This window comes from Acinetobacter haemolyticus (assembly GCF_900406815.1).
Classification (GTDB): Bacteria; Pseudomonadota; Gammaproteobacteria; order Pseudomonadales; family Moraxellaceae; genus Acinetobacter; species Acinetobacter haemolyticus_A.
Genome location: NZ_OVCN01000009.1, coordinates 101,469 through 120,553 on the forward strand (window position 1 = coordinate 101,469; position 19,085 = coordinate 120,553).

20 protein-coding genes are annotated in these 19,085 nt (G+C 38.3%); 9 read left to right on the forward strand and 11 right to left on the reverse strand.

Going from position 1 to position 19,085, the window contains the following annotated elements:
* Nucleotides 1–200: 200 nt before the first annotated feature.
* From DK207_RS08065 to DK207_RS08090, 6 genes are all read left to right on the forward strand, one after another.
* Nucleotides 201–560 carry a hypothetical protein gene (locus DK207_RS08065; RefSeq protein WP_109440719.1) on the forward strand — a complete coding sequence of 120 codons (360 nt, stop codon included), beginning with the start codon at nt 201–203 and terminating at the stop codon, nt 558–560.
* 137 nt (nt 561–697) lie between these two features.
* Nucleotides 698–1,027 carry a hypothetical protein gene (locus DK207_RS08070; protein WP_109440720.1) on the forward strand — a complete coding sequence of 110 codons (330 nt, stop codon included), beginning with the start codon at nt 698–700 and terminating at the stop codon, nt 1,025–1,027.
* A gap of 116 nt (nt 1,028–1,143) precedes the next feature.
* Entirely contained in the window at nt 1,144–2,256 is a 1,113-nt protein-coding gene (ftsY, locus tag DK207_RS08075) for a signal recognition particle-docking protein FtsY (protein ID WP_109440721.1), read from the forward strand.
* 174 nt (nt 2,257–2,430) lie between these two features.
* Nucleotides 2,431–3,027: a nitroreductase family protein gene (locus DK207_RS08080; protein WP_109440722.1), complete on the forward strand. Its 597-nt coding sequence runs from the start codon at nt 2,431–2,433 to the stop codon at nt 3,025–3,027.
* A gap of 226 nt (nt 3,028–3,253) precedes the next feature.
* Nucleotides 3,254–3,922: a DUF2057 family protein gene (locus DK207_RS08085; RefSeq protein WP_109440723.1), complete on the forward strand. Its 669-nt coding sequence runs from the start codon at nt 3,254–3,256 to the stop codon at nt 3,920–3,922.
* Between the two features lie 24 nt (nt 3,923–3,946).
* Complete coding sequence (locus DK207_RS08090; RefSeq protein ID WP_109440724.1) at nt 3,947–4,522, forward strand: GNAT family N-acetyltransferase; 576 nt, start codon at nt 3,947–3,949, stop codon at nt 4,520–4,522.
* A gap of 82 nt (nt 4,523–4,604) precedes the next feature.
* On the opposite strand, the gene DK207_RS08095 is transcribed toward DK207_RS08090, so the two are convergent.
* The 8 genes from DK207_RS08095 to DK207_RS08130 all read right to left on the reverse strand — a co-directional run bounded on the left by DK207_RS08095 (nt 4,605) and on the right by DK207_RS08130 (nt 10,424).
* The gene (locus DK207_RS08095) at nt 4,605–4,901 is read right to left on the reverse strand and encodes a cyd operon YbgE family protein (protein ID WP_109440725.1); all 297 of its coding nucleotides are present in this window, start codon (nt 4,899–4,901) and stop codon (nt 4,605–4,607) included.
* Between the two features lies 1 nt (nt 4,902).
* Complete coding sequence (cydX, locus tag DK207_RS08100; protein ID WP_005080515.1) at nt 4,903–5,007, reverse strand: cytochrome bd-I oxidase subunit CydX; 105 nt, start codon at nt 5,005–5,007, stop codon at nt 4,903–4,905.
* A 15-nt stretch (nt 5,008–5,022) separates the two neighbouring features.
* A complete protein-coding gene (gene cydB, locus DK207_RS08105) occupies nt 5,023–6,168 on the reverse strand; it encodes a cytochrome d ubiquinol oxidase subunit II (RefSeq protein ID WP_109440726.1) in 1,146 nt (381 codons plus the stop codon).
* Nucleotides 6,165–7,742 carry a cytochrome ubiquinol oxidase subunit I gene (locus tag DK207_RS08110; RefSeq protein ID WP_109440727.1) on the reverse strand — a complete coding sequence of 526 codons (1,578 nt, stop codon included), beginning with the start codon at nt 7,740–7,742 and terminating at the stop codon, nt 6,165–6,167. The genes cydB and DK207_RS08110 overlap by 4 nt, the downstream gene beginning before the upstream one ends.
* Nucleotides 7,742–7,933 (reverse strand): cytochrome oxidase putative small subunit CydP, encoded by a 192-nt coding sequence (gene cydP / locus DK207_RS08115; protein WP_109440728.1) that lies wholly within the window; start codon nt 7,931–7,933, stop codon nt 7,742–7,744. Before cydP ends, DK207_RS08110 begins: the two co-directional genes overlap by 1 nt.
* Before the next feature lie 519 nt (nt 7,934–8,452).
* The gene (locus DK207_RS08120) at nt 8,453–9,064 is read right to left on the reverse strand and encodes an OB-fold-containig protein (protein ID WP_109440729.1); all 612 of its coding nucleotides are present in this window, start codon (nt 9,062–9,064) and stop codon (nt 8,453–8,455) included.
* Between the two features lie 21 nt (nt 9,065–9,085).
* Nucleotides 9,086–9,394 carry a Rieske (2Fe-2S) protein gene (locus DK207_RS08125; protein ID WP_109440769.1) on the reverse strand — a complete coding sequence of 103 codons (309 nt, stop codon included), beginning with the start codon at nt 9,392–9,394 and terminating at the stop codon, nt 9,086–9,088.
* Nucleotides 9,395–9,410: 16 nt separating this feature from the next.
* Nucleotides 9,411–10,424: an adenosine kinase gene (locus tag DK207_RS08130; RefSeq protein ID WP_109440730.1), complete on the reverse strand. Its 1,014-nt coding sequence runs from the start codon at nt 10,422–10,424 to the stop codon at nt 9,411–9,413.
* Between the two features lie 226 nt (nt 10,425–10,650).
* Between DK207_RS08130 and DK207_RS08135 the strand changes: the two genes are divergently transcribed.
* From DK207_RS08135 to DK207_RS08145, 3 genes are read left to right on the forward strand one after another with little or no spacing between them, the layout of a single operon-like run.
* Nucleotides 10,651–13,590 (forward strand): insulinase family protein, encoded by a 2,940-nt coding sequence (locus DK207_RS08135; protein ID WP_109440731.1) that lies wholly within the window; start codon nt 10,651–10,653, stop codon nt 13,588–13,590.
* 20 nt (nt 13,591–13,610) lie between these two features.
* Complete coding sequence (locus DK207_RS08140; RefSeq protein ID WP_109440732.1) at nt 13,611–14,780, forward strand: phospholipase A; 1,170 nt, start codon at nt 13,611–13,613, stop codon at nt 14,778–14,780.
* A complete protein-coding gene (locus tag DK207_RS08145; protein ID WP_109440733.1) occupies nt 14,781–15,290 on the forward strand; it encodes a cysteine peptidase family C39 domain-containing protein in 510 nt (169 codons plus the stop codon).
* A gap of 13 nt (nt 15,291–15,303) precedes the next feature.
* Here DK207_RS08145 and DK207_RS08150 read toward each other — a convergent pair whose 3' ends face one another.
* The 3 genes from DK207_RS08150 to ilvA form a co-directional block, all read right to left on the reverse strand.
* On the reverse strand, nt 15,304–16,641 hold the full coding sequence (locus tag DK207_RS08150) for a TrkH family potassium uptake protein (RefSeq protein ID WP_109440734.1): 1,338 nt from the start codon (nt 16,639–16,641) through the stop codon (nt 15,304–15,306).
* Between the two features lies 1 nt (nt 16,642).
* Nucleotides 16,643–17,293 (reverse strand): potassium channel family protein, encoded by a 651-nt coding sequence (locus DK207_RS08155; RefSeq protein WP_004639247.1) that lies wholly within the window; start codon nt 17,291–17,293, stop codon nt 16,643–16,645.
* Between the two features lie 151 nt (nt 17,294–17,444).
* Entirely contained in the window at nt 17,445–18,989 is a 1,545-nt protein-coding gene (ilvA, locus tag DK207_RS08160) for a threonine ammonia-lyase, biosynthetic (protein WP_171293648.1), read from the reverse strand.
* Between the last annotated feature and the right edge of the window lie 96 nt (nt 18,990–19,085).

Genomic DNA, 19,085 nt, shown 5'->3' on the forward strand with positions numbered 1-19,085 from the left:
TCAAAGCTACATTGCTCCGAATTTAAGCTAATTTATCACTTGTTTGTGAACTTATTATGACAAAATTAATTGAATTGTCAAATAACTAAAGTGACTAAACAGATTTTTATTTGTTTTAAATAAAAGCTTACACGATGAAACATTCACTGCAAATAATTTTGAGTAAAATCAAAGTGAGAAGAAGAGATAAGGAGAAAAATATGTCATACATAATCGATGGTTTAAACTTCGATATGCCACCAACTGAGAATCAAATTGTTGCTTTAGCACATCATCATCGTAAGTTACTTGATGAGGCAGTTTTTCATCAAGAGATTCATCTAGGTGATTATTGTTTGGCGCAACGTAAACGTGTTTATGATTTTGCGATTAATCTTAGCCCTCAAGAAAAAGAACGCTTTTATGAAATATACAATGGTGAGCTACTGAGGATTGCAGATGAAGATGATTTGCATCCTGCGGACGCTGAAAGCGGCGTCGGAATGTTTGCAATATTTATAACCTTGGTATTCATTGCATTTATTTTGTATTTTGCCTTTGTACGTACACTGACAAGTTAATTTTGATTTCTCCGTGGGTGTTGCGTTATTGATTGAAAAACAGTCTTTAACGCATACTTTAATAGGTGTAGATTGAAGTTGAGACTTGCTCTAAGTGAGGTAGATACATACACTGCTTCATAACACTGAGGTTGGTTATGTTGTCTATCATTTCTAAACATAAAATTATGCAGTCTAAGTATGGACTTACACTAGACCGATTTTTTAATATTTTGGTCCTTGTTGTTATTTTTTCTTTTTTTATTGTGGGCTATAAAGCTTTACAACGTCCAGTGAACGACTTACAAATCGATCACATAATTCAGTTATCTCTACAGGCAAGTCATCCTAGAACTCAGGCGATGGCAAAAGAAATTTTAAACTCTCCACCAATTAAAAAATTTAGCTATTTACGTCTCATGCATGCTTATCAATTTGAATCAAATCGAATTAAACAATACCCAGCAATGGCACGAGAAGATGAGTAGTTTTAAATCACTATTTTTAATGATAAATGAATGGTTTATGTCGGTCGGGAAAATGAGATCAATTTGTGCTAGACTGACGATCTTTTTAAAAGCTGCTTTATTTTCAAGGAATCGACATGCAACAGCAATCGAATATTCAAAATAAATTCTTGATAGATGCTGACATCGGTGATGATGATGTTACCTTGCCAAGTTTACCTGCTGTCGATGTTCCGATTATTGAACCTGTAGCGCCAAAAACGGTAGAAGAAACGTCCGCTCCTGTACCTGAGGCAACTGCGCCAGTTGTTGAAGAAGAAAAATCAGGTGGTTTCTTTGGTCGTATGAAAGATGGTTTAACCAAAACCCGCCGTAGTTTTACGGATGGGATGGTGAACATCTTGATTGGTGGTAAAGAAATCGATGATGAATTATTAGAAGAAGTTGAAGAACAATTGTTGGTTGCTGATATCGGTGTAGATGCAACAAAGACGATTATTGCAAATTTGACAGAGCGAACAGCCCGTGGCGATTTGATTTATTCACATGCATTGTATAAAGCATTGCAAGAAGAGTTAGTGGCTTTGCTTGCTCCACGTGTTAAGCCTTTACATATTGATCCAAATAAATCTCCTTATGTGATTCTTATGGTCGGTGTAAATGGTGTAGGTAAAACGACAACGATCGGTAAGCTTGCGAAACGTTTGCAGGGTGAAGGCAAGAAAGTAATGTTGGCCGCTGGTGATACTTTCCGTGCGGCTGCCACAGAGCAACTACAAATTTGGGGAGAGCGTAATGATATCCCTGTTGTTGCACAAGGCCATGGTGCAGATAGTGCTTCTGTAATTTTTGATGCTTTTGAAAGTGCCCGTGCGAAAGGGATCGATGTATTAATTGCAGATACCGCTGGACGTTTGCAAAATAAATCGCATTTGATGGAAGAACTTAAAAAAGTGAAACGTGTGATGCAAAAGATTGATGCAACTGCACCGCATGAAATTATGTTGATTGTTGATGCAGGTACTGGTCAAAATGCGATTAATCAAGTGCAACTTTTTGATGAAGCAGTTGGATTAACGGGTATTACCATTACGAAATTGGATGGTACTGCAAAAGGCGGCGTACTCTTCAATATCGCAAGTCGTACGCATGTACCGATCCGTTATATTGGTGTGGGTGAGAAAATTGACGATTTACGTCCTTTCTCAGCTAAATCATTTGTTGCTGCATTGTTTGAAACAGATAAATAACTAAATATTGTTAAAAAGGCCCCTTCATGGGGTCTTTTTTACAGGTTAAAAAATAATATTGTTTCAAAATCGAAACGATCTGTTATGTTTTTTAGACTATTACAGAAAAATGAGCCGTTATACACTACATTCAATCCAAGATAACTCCCATCGGGTACAGGTAGGAATAACAACATGAGTAACTTTTTAAATAGTATCAAAGCACGTCGTACAATCTATGCCATTGGTAAAAATGTTTCTGTTGATCAAGCAACAATTGAAGAAACGATTCGTGAGGCGGTAAAACAAAGTCCATCATCTTTTAACTCACAAACATCTCGTGTTGTGACTTTATATGGTGAATCGCATACGAACTTCTGGAATATCGTTCGTGAAACATTACGTAAAATTGTACCCGCTGAAGCTTTTGAAAGCACCAATGCAAAAATTGATAGTTTTGCTGCTGGCTTTGGTACAGCGCTATTTTATGAAGATCAAGATGTTGTAAAGGGTTTACAAGAACAATTTGCATTGTATGCAGATAACTTCCCAGTATGGTCAGAGCATTCAAGTGCAATTGCACAATTTGCAACATGGACTGCATTAGCTGAAATTGGTATCGGTGCTTCATTACAGCATTACAACCCGATTATTGACGAAGAAGTTGCAGAAACTTTTGCTATTCCAGCAAATTGGAAACTACGTGCTCAGCTTGTATTTGGCTCAATTGAAGCACCAGCAGGTGAAAAAACCTACATGGATGATTCAGCACGCTTCAAAACCTTTAACTAAGTTGTCGTGTAATAAGAAGGGCGCGTTATGCGCTCTTTTTTTTTGTAATAAGAAAAAACAGCGAAATTGGGCAAAAGTGGTATGGCCTTTGATGGAAAATATGAGTATATATCACTTGAAGGTGGAAGTTTTAAGATAGACAGTTCGTCTTATTGTCATAAAATAGTCATAATCTCGTAGCATAGTGCATACGGTTTCATAAATAGTTTATATCGAGAAAAGTCTAATGTCTTTAAGAGTTGGTATTGCTGCTTTAGGGTTGTTATTCAGTGGTTCAGTTTTTTCAGCGGTTACAATCACTGCTCCTGAAGAAATCGTTATTGTTGCGGTGAATGGTCAAGAAGTAAACTCAGGTCTATTACCTTCAAGTAAAAATAACTATCAAGTTGATGCTGGCGACTTAACCCTTAATGTTCGATATCGTGAGTATTTTGAGCATTTAAGTGGTGAGCATGATATCGTGAGATCGGGTGTTGTAACCATTCAAGCACCAAATTTAAAAGATAATCAAAGTTATCGCTTGGGTTTAGTCGATGCCCCTAAAAATTTTGAAGCTGCAAAAAAATATGCAGAACAGCCAACAGTTGCGCTGTATGACCAAAATAAAAAAATTATCGTACAACAAACTGGCGCTAATAATGAGGCAAAGCCATGGTTTACGGGTAATGGTCTGTTGAGTCGTACACTTGATCTAACACAAAAGAATAAAAACAATACTGCTAATCAACCTCCAGCTGTATACGCAAATGCAAAACCAGTAGTTGTTGAACCTGTAGCTGTAGTTACAAACAGTACTGCGAACACAACTGATCAGCAATTGGTTGAGTTGTGGCAGAAAGCTTCTAAAGCAGAACGTCAAAAATTTATGACGTGGTTAGCTGGGCAAAGTAACTAGTGTATTTTTTGTTTTATGAAGCCGATGTTATCATCGGCTTTTTTATTAAATAGATATAAACAAGAAATGATGAAGTTAAAAACCAGAAAAGCCATCAAGGAAGATGTAGGTCAAATTGTTGAATTATTGAATAGTGCGTATAGAACTCAGTCAGGACGAAGTTGGACGACAGAGAAAATCTGGGTTGAAGGAAATCGGATAACAGTAAAGCAATTAAATGAAGAGTTAGAAAAAGAACAGTTTGAATTATTCGTGGGTGAAAATGAGCAAAAACAAATAATTGCATGTATTGGTTTAACGTTTGAAGATATCAGCGTTGAAATTGGTACATTTGCTATTAAACCAATGATTCAGAACGTGGGTTATGGCCGTGAAATGCTCGGTTTTGTTGAACACTATATTACTGTTGATCATCCTCAGATTTCTAATCTATTCATGTATGTTTTAGATGTAAGGCATGAACTAGTTACTTATTACCAACGTCGGGGTTATCAGCAAACGGGGAATATATTACCTTATCCTTTAGATGCTGATGTTGGCCTGCCTTTGGCTTCAATTCAGCTTATTGAAATGAAGAAATACTTAAAACCTGCAATGTAATTACAATGGATGTGCATTGTGATGAATTGTACATTAACAAAGAAGTATCTTGGTTGAAGATACTTCTTTGTTTGTTATAAATCTAATTGCCAACCCAAATATAATAGCCAAGTATCATGAGCGGCCATGCAATATATGGGCTAAATAACCATTTCCATAACCAAAATTTGGGAATAAACCCTACACCATGAATGAAACCACCAGAAATACCAATCATTACCAACATCAGTAGACTATGATTGTAATGCCCGTTCGCATCTAACATTAATGCAGGATGAACCAATAAAATAGCTGCAAGTGGCAATGCCAACAGAAACGAAATGGTCATTGCAAATACATGTGCTTTACTATTTTTCGGTGTTGCCATTGCTTTTGCCATTTTAAGATTCCTCATCTAGATTTTGATGGTGTTCGATATATAGTGCACTGAGTACACCAGCAAAACATGCCATTAAAATCCCTAGGATCCATGCAAAGTACCACATTTCTTCGCTCCTTAATCAGTACAAACTATGTGAATTTTCTTCGATGTGGTTGTTCGTAATCACTCCCCACATTTTGTAATATGACCAAGAGGTATAGATCAAAATGAGCGGAACAAAAATACAAGCAGCAACAGTCATTACTCCTAGCGTTTTATGGCTGGATACGGCATCCCACATCGTCAAGCTAGAGGCTGGGTCGATGGTGGATGGCAACAGGAAGGGAAATAGTGCAAATCCTGCAGTAAGAATCGCACCTACGATCATTAAACTTGTACCTGTGAAGCTGGCAGCAGCTTTGTGTTTGCCTGCACTGATAAGAGCAAGTAGTGCACCCAAAATAGCAGCAATAGGCGCGGCTATAGTGATTGGGTAGGTTGAATAATTATTCATCCAGCCATGGTTTGCATTCGTCACGACTTCTTTTGCAAGAGGGTTGAGTGCAGCATTGGTATCTATTGCAGTAGCGTAACTATAGCCTTCAATATTTCCGAAATATAACCAAGCACCTGCTGCTAAAAAGCAGACAAGGAAAACAGTTGCCATCAATTGGGTGGCTTTTGCAGAGCGATGAAATAATTCATCATCGGTACGTAGCATCAACCATGAACCACCATGAGCGCAGAGCATGGATAAGCTCACAATACCGCAAACCAAGGCAAACGGATTTAAGAGAGCAAAAAAGCTACCTGTATATTGAGAGCGTAAGGTTTCATCTAAGCCAAATGGGACACCTAAGAATAAATTACCGAATGCCACGCCAAATACTAAAGCCGGAACAGCACCACCGATACATAGCCCCCAGTCCCATGAGGTACGCCATTGCGTGTTTTCTAATTTAGAGCGATAGTCAAAACCAACGGGTCGTAAAAATAGTGCAAACAAGACCAATAGGAGTGCCCAGTACATACCTGAAAAGGCAACAGCATAAACCATGGGCCATGCGGCAAATAGCGCACCGCCTGCGGTAATAAACCAAACCTGATTACCATCCCAGTGTGGTGCAATCGTATTGATTGCAGCACGTCGTTCATTGTCTGTTTTACCAACAAATGGCATTAATGCCATTGCCCCCATATCGAATCCATCGGTGAGCGCAAAGCCGATGAGTAAAACACCAACCAATACCCACCAGATAATTTTAAGTAGTTCATATTCGATCATGGTTGAGCCTCCACTGATTTGGCTTCAAATTTTTCAAAGTGATACTTACCAGTGTGTAAAGAACTTGGACCTAGACGTGCAAATTTGATCATCAAGTACATTTCAATGATGAGAAGAACGGTATAGAACGCAGCGAGGGCAATAATTGAACCCCATACATCACCCGTACTGATGCTTGATGCAGACAGGTGTGTCGGTAAGATCTCACCGATGGACCACGGTTGACGCCCACCTTCAGCAACATACCAGCCTGTTTGAGCTGCAATCCATGGGAGTGGAAGAGAAAATAATGCAAATTTGAGTAACCACGGTTTATCTTCGGCATTGCGTTTAGCCACTGCCCACGTTGCTAAGATAAAGAGCAGAAGCATCAAGAAGCCTGAAGCCACCATGGCACGGAATGAGAAGAACAAAGCTGCAACATTTGGAATAGTATCTTTGGTCGCTGCTTGAATGTGTGCTTCAGTCGCATCCACAACATTTGGAGCATATTTCTTTAATAAAAGGCCATAACCAAGGTCTTTTTGATTTTGCTCAAATGAGGCAATTAATTCTGGAGAGCGATCACCAGCACGAAGTTTTTCCAATTCGCTATAGGCCACCATACCATTGCGGATACGAATCTCATGCTGTTTCATAAGATCATGAATACCCGTTACTTCTTTGTCAGTAGAACGAGTTGCAATGATTCCCATGACATAAGGGATTTTAATAGCATAGTCAGTCCGCATTTTTTCTTGGTTTGGAATACCAAATAAAGTAAATGCAGCAGGTGCTGGTTCTGTATGCCATTCAGCTTCAATAGCCGCAAGTTTGGTCTTTTGAACATCACCTAATTCGTATCCTGATTCATCACCAAGTAAGATCACAGATAAGGTGGAAGCTAAACCAAAGATTGCAGCGATAGCGAAAGAGCGGCGTGCAAAAGGTAAATCTCTTTTTTTCAATAAGTAATAGCTAGAGATTGCTAGAACAAAGATTGCACCAGTAACATAACCAGCAGATACGGTATGAACGAATTTAACCTGAGCAACTGGATTAAAAATCAAGGCTGCAAAGTCTACAAGTTCCATTCGCATGGTTTCATAATTAAATGCAGCACCGACTGGGTTTTGCATCCAACCATTTGCAATCAAAATCCATAATGCGGACATATTTGAACCGATTGCGACTAACCAAGTTACCCCTAAATGCTGAAATTTTGAGAGTCGATCCCAGCCGAAAAAAAACAAGCCAATAAAAGTAGATTCTAAGAAGAAAGCCATTAAGCCTTCAATTGCAAGCGGTGCCCCGAAAATATCACCGACATAGTGTGAGTAATAAGCCCAGTTAGTTCCGAACTGGAATTCCATCGTAAGTCCAGTGGTTACACCTAAAGCAAAGTTAATCCCAAAAAGTTTTCCCCAAAATTTAGTCATGTCCTTATAAATTTCTTTACCAGAAATCACATAGGTGGTTTCCATAATGGCAAGGATAAAAGCAAGACCTAAAGTTAAAGGGACAAAAATGAAGTGATACATCGCAGTCATTGCAAATTGGAATCGCGAAAGATCGACCACGCTTTCAGAAATCATCAACGTGTCTCCTGAGTGTTGGATAAGTTACCCGCAATACGCTCGGCAACTTGATTGTTAAAATCTTTTGGAATTGTTGGTGCATCAAACCAGATATGTTTAATTACCAAGAGAAGGGCCACTTTAATAATAAGGATAATCGTGATTTCTCGAATTAATCGCCGATTTGAGTTTTGAGAACGTGTGTTCATAAAACTAGTTTCATATTAAAGTTAAGATATTTGTATTATTTATCAAAAATAATTAAAAATAAAATTTAAATGTATTTTAAATACATTTATCAATAAATAATTATTAAATTCAAAAAGATATATTTATTATATATTTTAATATAATGATTCCCTACTAAAATAGTTGGTTATAAAATAAAACCCGACTAAAATGCTTATATTTAATTATTTAAAATCCTATTAAAATAGTTGGGTATATGTTTTTTATAGGTTGAATAAGTTTATTAAAATACTCGGGATTTAATAAATTTTAATGTTTACATAGAGTTGTGTTTTTATGTCTTAAAATTATTTTTCATTGAAGTTTAAAATGTGATAAACCTAGTAAAATACTATGGTTTATCTAAAGAATAAATAAATACAAATATCTTGTTCGCTTGTCGAAATTTACTCAGCATTAAAAAAATAGAAAAGGAGAGGTTTTAGGATGATTTATTGTTAATTTTTGTAACAAAGGCTCATAGAACAAGTTCCAAACACTTAATCAGCGGTAAAAAGCTTATTTGAAATGGATATTTTTTTTGCAAGATAGTGTGCATTCGATCTTTGGCTTATTAATAATACTTGAGATTGTAGCTCTAGCTCCCCATATTCGGGTTCGACTTGCACATAATAAAGCTGTCCAAATTCATCACGAACACGAGCTTGAGCAGAAAAGCCAGGACGGGCATTGCCCGTAGAAATCGTCGCTAAACGACCAACCAAATTAGCATGCGTATGGATGACTTTAGGTTTAATGACTTGATCCAGACAGTGAATCATAAAGACTGTAAAAAAGATGTCGATGATGAATGCTGGAATAAATAAATAGTAGGGTGAAATGAAATAATGCTGAATTGCAAAAAAAGAGAGTTCTAAAAAATAGCCTGCAAAACTAAAATTGATTAGCAGAAAAACAACAATCAGATATTTTGAAAACTTAACATCTAAAAGGGGGGAGTTTAAAATCCATTCAGGCATCATTTTTTTTACAAGATGGCTTGGACGTAATCCAATCAAGATACCCACTGTTTCTGCTATGCTGAGTAGAATCAGAGCGACTACACTCATGTGAAAAGGCATCAGATAGTAGTTTAGAAAAAACTCAGTCATAGCAAAATTCTAATTTGGGAATCAATCAACTATATAAATACCACCATCAGAGTGGACTTCCAAATTTACTTTTTCAAGGAAGTCACCCAGACACGGTCCAGAAATACATTCACCTGTTTCCACTGAAAACAATGCACCATGGGTTGAGCATTGTATATATTCTCGATCTTGATCTAAAAACTGATTTTCTAAATACTCAAGTTCTGTTTGCAAATGCGGGCAAACATTTTGATAAGCATAAAAACTACCATCTTTTTGAGTAATAAAAATAGTTGTCCCTTTCATCGTGTCAAATGCACGAGATTCACGTTCAGGGACTTCTTCAGTCATGCAAATCTTTTCCATGTTAAGCACATTCCTGTTGAGCTTTTTTAAATTGTTCCAAGAGTTCTTCGTAATGAGCCACCGATAAACGTGGACCGAACTGGGCAACAACTTCGCTAGAGATTAAAATAGCAAGTTGAGCAGCTGCTTCCAAGCTTAAACCAGCATTGATTGCATATAGAAACGCACCTGCAAAGGCATCACCCGCACCATTGGTATCCACAGCTTCTACCGCACGACCATTGACATGAAACTGATGAGCTGCGTCTACAATTACTGCGCCTTTAGCACCTTGTGTAATCACAATATGTTGATTTTTATTTTTTAAAACTTCAATGGCGTCGTTTAAATTATCTGTTTTGCTAAACATCAAAGCTTCTTGTTCGTTACAGAACAGTAAGTCAACACCTTCATCTAAAAGTTCTTCTAAACCTGATCGCGCATATTGCACCATTGCTGGGTCAGAAAGAGACAAGGCAACTTTAACGCCATGGGCTTTAGCCAGTGCTCGTGCCTGTTTTACTGCTACACGTGCTGTGTCACTTGTTGATAAATAGCCTTCAATGTAGAGCCATTTCGCTGTTTTTAATGGTTCAAAGTCGATCTGCTCAGCTGTCAATTCAGCTGTAATACCAAGATAAGTTTGCATGGTACGTTCAGAATCTGGACTAATCAGAACCATACAAGTCCCAGTGACGCCTTCACTGATGGATTGGGTTGCTGTTTTGATGCCAGCTTCGTTTAAACCCGTCAAATAGATTGAACCGAGTTCGTCATTACCTACGCGACAACCATAAAAAGCGGTACCACCCAAAGCGCTAAAAGCTACGCTTGTATTCGCTGCTGAACCGCCACTTGCTTGTCCTTTATAAGTTTGCGTATCTTGAAGTTTTTGATATAACGCAGATTGAGTTTCACCATCAGCTAACTGCATAGTGCCTTTTTGCAAAGCATGTTCTGTTAAAAACTCATTTGAGACTTTAAATTCTTGGTCAATGAGCGCATTTCCAATTGCAAAAAGATCAACAGTTGCCATGTTTGTCATCACATTAAAAATCAAAACATAAAGTTTACACTAATGCTCAGGATTACTGTAGGTTGTTCAGAAAAAATCAAGCGTTGAGTGGTTTCCTGTATTTATTCTGAATATTGCTCAGTCGATGAATTTTTCTACAAAAATAGACTAATTTACATGGATATCGATTACGATTCTTCGGTAGACTCTCAAGAGTAACTATTTAAATAGATAAATTGGAGATCATATGACTGTCGATGTTTCTGAAAGTATTGCTAAAACGACACACCCAGCGTTTCAGTTATTACGCCAACATCATGTAGAAGCACTCGATATTCACGTTTTAGAATATAAACACAAAGTTACTGGTGCGGTTCATTACCACTTAGCCACCAACCATGATGAAAATGTTTTTTTGGTTGCATTTAGAACTCAACCTATGGACTCGAAAGGGACAGCACATATTTTAGAACATACCGCATTATGTGGTTCTGAAAAATTTCCTGTTCGTGATCCATTCTTTCTCATGATTCGCCGTTCACTTAATACTTTTATGAATGCATTTACGGCAGCAGATTGGACTGCTTATCCATTTGCAACACAGAATAAAAAAGATTTTCAAAATTTATTATCCGTTTATTTAGATGCAGCTTTCTCTGCAAATTTGAATCCTTTGGACTTTGCTCAGGAAGGAATTCGAATTGAACTTGAAAATGATCAAGCCGTTTACAAAGGTGTCGTTTTCAATGAAATGAAAGGTGCGATGAGTGCTCCTACAGATCAGCTTTATCATCAACTTGCGCACCATTTGTTCCCAGAAACGACTTATCATTACAATTCTGGTGGCGATCCTAAAGACATCCCGGATTTGAGCTATGAGCAATTGGTTGATTTCTATAAAACGCATTATCATCCGAGTAATGCTGTATTTATGACTTTTGGTAACCAAAGTGCTTATGATCTACAAGAGCAATTTGAAAACTTGGCATTACATAAGTTTTCCCAAGGTACAACTTTATATTCAAAACCTGAGAAGCGTTTAGCGGCGCCGATTACAGTTACAGAATCTTATGCCGTTGATAGTGAAGACTTAAAAGATAAAACTTATCATGTGCTGGCTTGGTTATTGCCAGAAACAAGCGATATTAAGTTACGCTTAGGCATGCGTTTAGTCGAAGGGATCTTATTAGAAAACTCTGCTTCACCATTGCGCCATTATCTAGAAACTTGTGGTTACGCTCAATCCACAGGGCCAATTATGGGTGTTGATGATAGCAATTTTGAAATGACTTTCTATTGTGGCGTACAAGGTTCCAATGCTGAGCATGCAGAAACCTTCAAAAATGGTGTTTTAAATATTTTAAACAAGGTTGCATCTAAACCTGTTGACCAAGATCTGGTAGATGCAATTCTTCATCAAATTGAATTACATCAACGCGAAATCAATGGTGATGGCACACCTTATGGTTTAAGTTTGATTTTGAATGGCTTGAGTAGTGCAATTCACCACAATGACCCAATTCACGTCTGGGATGTAGATTCAGCAATTGAGCAAGTAAAAGAAGAGCTAAAAGATCCAATGTGGTTGTCTAATTTAATACAGACACACTTGCTGGATAATCCACATCGCGTACAAATGACGTTGGTGCCAGATGCAAGCAAATCAGTTAAAGAACAACAAGATGAACAAGCGCGCTTGGCTGAAATCACAGCGCATTTGACAGAAGCGCAAAAACTAGAGATTCAGAAAAAGACAGATGCACTTAAAAAACGTCAAGATACACCTGACGATCTGGAGTTGTTGCCAAAAGTTGGTTTGGAGGACATTCCTGCCGATCTACAAATTGTACAAGGTCAATTGCGAGAGATCATTTGCAATCGTCTCGATACACCCTTAAATCTTTATCATGCTGGAACCAATGGTATTTATTATCAACAAGTTTTGATTGAAATCCCAGATGAAATTGTTCAGTCTCCATACTTCAATTTACTGTCTATTTTGATGGGAGAAGTGGGTGCTGGTGAATACAATTATCTTGAGTTACAACAAATTCAGACCGCTGTAAGCGGTGGCTTGGGCATGGGTGCATCTTTACGAAGTAAGGTTGATGATAAGGATCGTATTAGTGCTTGGTTGACGCTGACAACTAAATCACTTACGCAAAAACTTGATGCAATTCAGTTATTGAAATTGGCTTTTGAAAAGCTTCGATTTGATGAGAAAGATCGGATTATCGAGTTATTGCAACAACGTAAAACACGTTGGCAGTCACGTTTGTCGGGCTCTGGACATAGCTATGCGATGCAAACAGCATCTCGTCAAATGAGTGCATTGGCTCGCCGTGATTATCATAATACCGGTTTAGGTGCCTTAAATTGGCTCAGTGATCTTGTGAGTAAGATTGACAAAGATGATGAGGCTTATCAGGCACTCATTACTGAGTTACAAGCAATACATCGGATGTTATTACAAGCTCCAAAACAATTTTTATTGGTCTGTGAAGAGCATCAGTCTGATCGATTAGTTGAAGAAATTCAGAATGTTTGGGATAAGTTAGAAATTGATCCTACACCTGTAACGCTCAGCCAGATCGAGCAAGACAACAGTAATACTGATGAAGCATGGTTAATTCAAGCAAATGTACAATTCTGTGCATCTGCCTATCAAGCTGTAGATGTATCGCATCCTGATGCAGCGCCTTTGATGGTGCTAGCAGCCTATTTACGGAACGGTTTCTTGCATAGCGCGATTCGTGAAAAAGGTGGCGCATATGGTGGTGGAGCAAGCTATGATGGAAATGCGTGTTCATTCCGTTTTTATAGCTATAGAGATCCTCGCTTAGAAGAAACTTTTAAAGATTTTGAAGCAAGTATTCAATGGTTATTAAACAGCGAACAGTACCCGTATCAACTAGAGGAAGCGATTTTAGGTCTTGTTGCAAGCATGGATAAGCCAGGTTCGCCAGCTGGTGAGGCGATTACTGCTTGTTATGCTTATTTGCATGCACGCACACCAAAATTCCGAAAATTACTACGTGAACGCTTGTTAAATGTAACCTTGGCTGATTTGCAACGTGTTGCGAAACAATATTTACTCGAACAGAAACCAGTTAAAGCTGTTGTTGCTGCATTTGCAAAGCGTGAGGCTTTACAACAACTTGGTTTTAATATTCAACAGGTTAATTAAAATAAAAGTTGGAGACATCTATGACGTTCAAATCATTTGAACGTAGTCATCTTGGGCTGAGTGTTATTACGATACTCAGTTCACTCACTACGTCATTGGCAAATGCACAAGCGACAGCACCTGCAAGCCCAGCCACTGCTGAAGCCTGTGTCGCTTTAGCATCCAATGCAGACCGTTTAGCATGTTATGACCGTCTTTTTAAAGCACCCACCATTATCGAGTCAGTGGAGCAACCAGCACCAGAACCTGTTTTGGCTGCATCTGCGCCTGTGGTAGAGCGTAAAGAAAGTCCGCAAGCAGAGTCACTAAAAGACAAAGTTGTACAGAAAGTCAGTGATTTTCACATATTAGGACCAGCCCCAAAGTTTGATCCAAACGTGTCGTTATTAGACCGCCGCTGGGAGCTTTCAGAAGAAAGTAAATTAGGTGCTTGGAATATCCGTGCCTATCAACCAGTCTATTTGTTACCTGTATTTTGGACCAGTAATAAAAATGAATTTCCAAGCAGTCCAAATCCTGTAAATACGGTAGATGAGAAGCAAAATCTAACGTCATCTGAAGCCAAGTTTCAGCTTTCATTAAAGACCAAAGCTTGGGAAAATATCTTTGGGAATAATGGTGATCTATGGTTGGGCTATACGCAATCTTCACGCTGGCAAGTTTATAATTCAGAAGAATCACGACCATTTCGTGAGACCAATTATGAACCTGAAGCAAGTTTGATGTTTAGAACCAATTATGAAATTTTAGGTTTGAATGCGCGTTTGCTTGGTGTCACGTTGAACCACCAATCAAATGGTCGTTCAGATCCGTTATCTCGTAGTTGGAACCGTGTGATTTTTAATCTTGGTTTTGAAAAAGATAATTTCGCACTTATGCTGCGTCCTTGGTATCGGGTAGAAGAAGATGCCAAAGATGATAATAACCCTGATATTAAGGATTATATTGGTCGTGGCGATTTAACCGCATTTTACCGTAAGGGTGATAATGAATTTTCTTTAATGTTACGACATTCATTAAAAGGCGGAGATCGCTCGAATGGCGCGGTTCAGTTTGATTGGGGATTTCCTATTACAGGCAAGTTGCGTGGACACTTCCAATTGTTTGATGGTTATGGTGAAAGTTTGATTGACTATAATCACAAAGCAACTTATGTCGGTTTGGGTGTGTCGCTGATGAATTGGTATTAAATGGGCTTAAATATTCCTAAACCTTTGCTGGAGCTAGAGGCAAATTGTGGTGTATTTGCAGTTTGGTTGATTGTAAAACAATATGATACCCATATTGATATTGCTGATCTAATTCGTTTGTGTCGCCATGATCAGCAAGAAGGTACATTTACCATTGCTTTAGCTGTAGCATTAAAAAAAATAGGTTTTAAGGTCTCATTTTATACCGACCCTGATCCAAATATTGATGATAATGAAAGACAAAGTTACCTTGATGCTGAGCGTTTAAACATTCCAGTTCAAGCTGCTTTGTCTTACTTCGATATTCAGCAAGCCTTTGATCATGGGAAATTTGTCATCGTATTCTATGATACTTTTCAAGGCGTTGGAAATCAGTCCTTAATTTATTCTATTGATGAACAACAAATTAGTTTCTGTGATCATTTTGATGTAATGACCAAAAACGAATTTGAACAACAACGCCAAGCTGATGGTATTTGTAGGCAAGTCGTTGTTGTTGAACACGCTTAAATGACAATCCTCATCACCCAATCTGAATATTTGCAGTAGGGTGTTTTAAACGACTCTTTTTTGGAGTAGCGATTAAATAAGCTAGTGTGAGTGGTCCTAGCCGACCCGTAAACATCAATAGGCACAGGACAAGTAGGCTGCCATCATGTAATTCTCCAGTCGCACCTCTCGACAGTCCTACGGTACAGGCGGCTGATAACACTTCGAACATCAAGTCCAGTACATCAAGTTCAGGTTCTAATATCAATATAATAAAGCCACCAAGAAATATGAGCATTCCAGTTATGGCCGCAACAGCGAGGGCTTTATAGGTCGTTTCTTGCGAAATGGCGTGATTAAAAATGCGGATTTCGTCATTACGTCGCAGAAATGCAACCACACACAACACCAAAATGACAAAGGTTCCAACTTTGATTCCGCCTGCAGTACTCAGAGAGCCACCGCCAATAAACATGAGTAACATAGTGAGAAGTGTTGTACTGTTATTCATTGAACCTGTGTCAATTGTATTGAAACCCGAGGAACGAGGTACCGTGGCTTGAAACCATGAATTGACGGCTTGTTCACCAAGACTCATTGACCCTAATGTCATCGGATTACGTGATTCTAAGAGCCAAATCATGATGAAGGCAAATATATTGATAATAACGATGGTACTAAGAACAAGTTTGGTGTTTGGACTAAGTTTTCTCCATTTTTTATTCTGTTTAATATCCATTAAAACTAAAAAACCGATTCCACCTAAGATGTACAAAAGACTAATGGTGAGACAAATAAAGTAATTGCCATAAAAATTGCTCAGTCCATTGTCAAATAGAGAAAATCCAGCATTGTTAAAAGCGGAGATACTATAAAAAACAGAATAGTAGAGTCCTTTGGGTATCCCATAAAGAGGAATAAAGCTGGTTGATAATATGATAGCGCCAATCAACTCAAAGAAAATGGTATAAGCCACAACACCTTTAGCAATAAAAGTGACTTTCGATAAGCTTGTTTGTCCCAAGCTTTCTTGTGCCATCATCTGTTGCTTTAAGCCCACTTTTGGAGACAAACTGAGTGCTGCTAATATCGCAAAGGTCATAAAACCCAATCCACCCGACTGGATCATCAGCAGAATAATAAATTGTCCAAAATGTGTATATGACTCTCCAATATTAACCACAGACAAGCCTGTAATCGTCACGGCAGAGGTCGCAGTGAAAATGGCATCCATCCAAGAAATTTGTCCAGTATGCGAAATGGGAAGCTTAAGTAACAAAGTTCCAATTACGATAAAGCTAAGAAATCCGATGGCAAGAAGAGACGGGGGACTTAGATTAAAAATCTTTTGTGTCTGTGTTTTCGTTGTCATTTTATTGGAAACACTCAGAGAGTTTTTTAAGATTTACAAGTAATCCTTCTAAGATAAGTACATCTCCTTTATTTAATGTAAAGGTGGTGTCCGTTTCATAGAAGATATCTTTATTGCGTTTAACCAATAGAAGTTTGACGTGAGGTGCTAGCTGCATCAAGCCGGATAAATTAATACCATGTAATTTTTCTTTGATTGGAACTTTAATAATAAAGTGATCATCATCCAATGCCATATATCGACTTACCATTGGATAGTTGAGTGCCTGTGCAACGCGAACACCCATATCTTCTTCAGGATGAATAATTTTATTAATATTGAGATGAGATAAAATAGTATGGTGTGCTTTGGTTTTTGCTTTGACCCAAATTTTATCTATTCCTAGATTTTTTAAACTGAGCACGCATAAAATGCTGGCTTCGATGTCTTCACCGATTGCAACAACAACAGCATCACAGTTTTGTACATTCAACTCATCTAGTACATGTTCATCAGTAGCATCTGCGATAACCGCATGAGTAATTTTGTCTGCAAGGTTTTCGACATTACGTTTTTGGGTGTCTATGCCGATAACATCATGATTTAGCTTAGTAAGCTCAAGTGCAACAGTTGCACCAAAACTGCCTAAACCAATGACTGCAAATTGTGCCATAACGGTCCTTAACTAAATGATTAGAATGTCTTTTTATCTATTTTAAAATGGATAAAAATTCTCTTTGTAATGATTTTGTGTTGCTCGAAAACATTTGTCTAGTACACATAAAAAGAAAACCGACAACTGTCGGTTTTCTTGACTGTGATTTTTACTTTAAGAAACGCTTATATCCAATATTGTCGCTAATTTCAGCATATGGATAAGTGATTTGTTCAAGCGTCTCAATAAGCCCATCCGGATTTTGCTTCGCATCAGTGGCTTGTAAACCAACCAGTACTCGACCTTCGGCAGCGCCGTGATTACGGTAGTGGAATAACGTAATGTTATGCGTTGGGCCTAATCGCTCAAGGAAGGTTAATAGTGCACCTGGTCGTTCAGGAAATTCCACACGGAATAAACGTTCGTTTTCAATATTGGCATGACCGCCAATTAGGTATCGAATATGTAGTTTAGCAACTTCATCATCTGAAAGATCATCTACTTCATATTGCTGCTTTAACATCTCATGAATTTCGTGACGCTCAGTTTCACCGCCTTTTAGGCTAATACCAACAAACACCTGTGCTTGATTACTATTACTTGCACGATAATTAAATTCAGTAATATTGCGACCCTGTAATGAACGGCAGAAATTAAGGAATGCACCTTTTTGTTCAGGGATGGTGACAGCATAGATTGCTTCTTTACGTTCACCTAATTCAGTACGTTCAGCAATATAACGGAGGCGATCAAAGTTCATGTTTGCACCACAAACAATTGAGACCATGTTCTTATCGCTGATTTGATGTTCGGCAACGTATTTTTTTATACCTGCCAAAGCCATTGCACCAGAAGGTTCAACGATACTACGATTTTCATCATAGGTATCTTTGATTGCAGCACAGATTTCATCGGTATTTACCGTAACAATTGTTGGATCAACAATTGGACCTGAATTGTCTGATTTACGCAGTTGTACCATTTCAAAAGGAAGTTCACCAATTTGTGCAACTGCTGTGCCATCTGCAAATAATCCAACATGCGGTAAAATCACACGTTCATTGGCCGCGAGTGCGGCTTTTAAACAAGCAGACTCTTCATACTCAACACCGATCACTTTGACGTGTGGTGCAACTTCACCTAGATAGGCAGCTACACCTGCAATTAAACCGCCACCGCCGACAGCAACAAAAACATATTCGACATCACGCCACTGACGTAAGATTTCATTGGCAATGGTGCCTTGGCCAGCAATGACGAGTTCATCATCATAAGGCGGAATAAAAACTAGGCCTTCTGCTTCAGCACGTTGTTTGGCATATTTATTCGCGATATCAAAGCTGTCGCCGTGCAACACCACTTGACCACCAAGATTTTTAACAGCTTGAACTTTAATGTCAGGTGTGGTACTTGGCATGACAATGATGGCATGGATACCTAATTTTTTTCCAGATAAAGCAACACCTTGAGCATGATTTCCTGCTGAAGCACAGATTACTCCACGCTCAAGTTGGTCTTTTGGAAGCTGGCTAATACGGTTATAAGCACCGCGAAGTTTGAAGGAGAAAACAGGCTGTAAATCTTCACGTTTAAATCGAATATTATTATTAATTTTTTGACTAATTCGTGGAGCTGCTTCTAGCGGTGTTTCAATCGCAACATCATAAACCGTTGCTTGTAAAATTTGTCGTACCACACGAGACAGCATGTTCATCTTCCCTATAACAGTTTAAAATAGGGGATCATTGTAGCAAACCCCTGTGCATTTGCGCTGTTTTCTTACAGCAAATGTCAAAATAGTTGAGTGAAG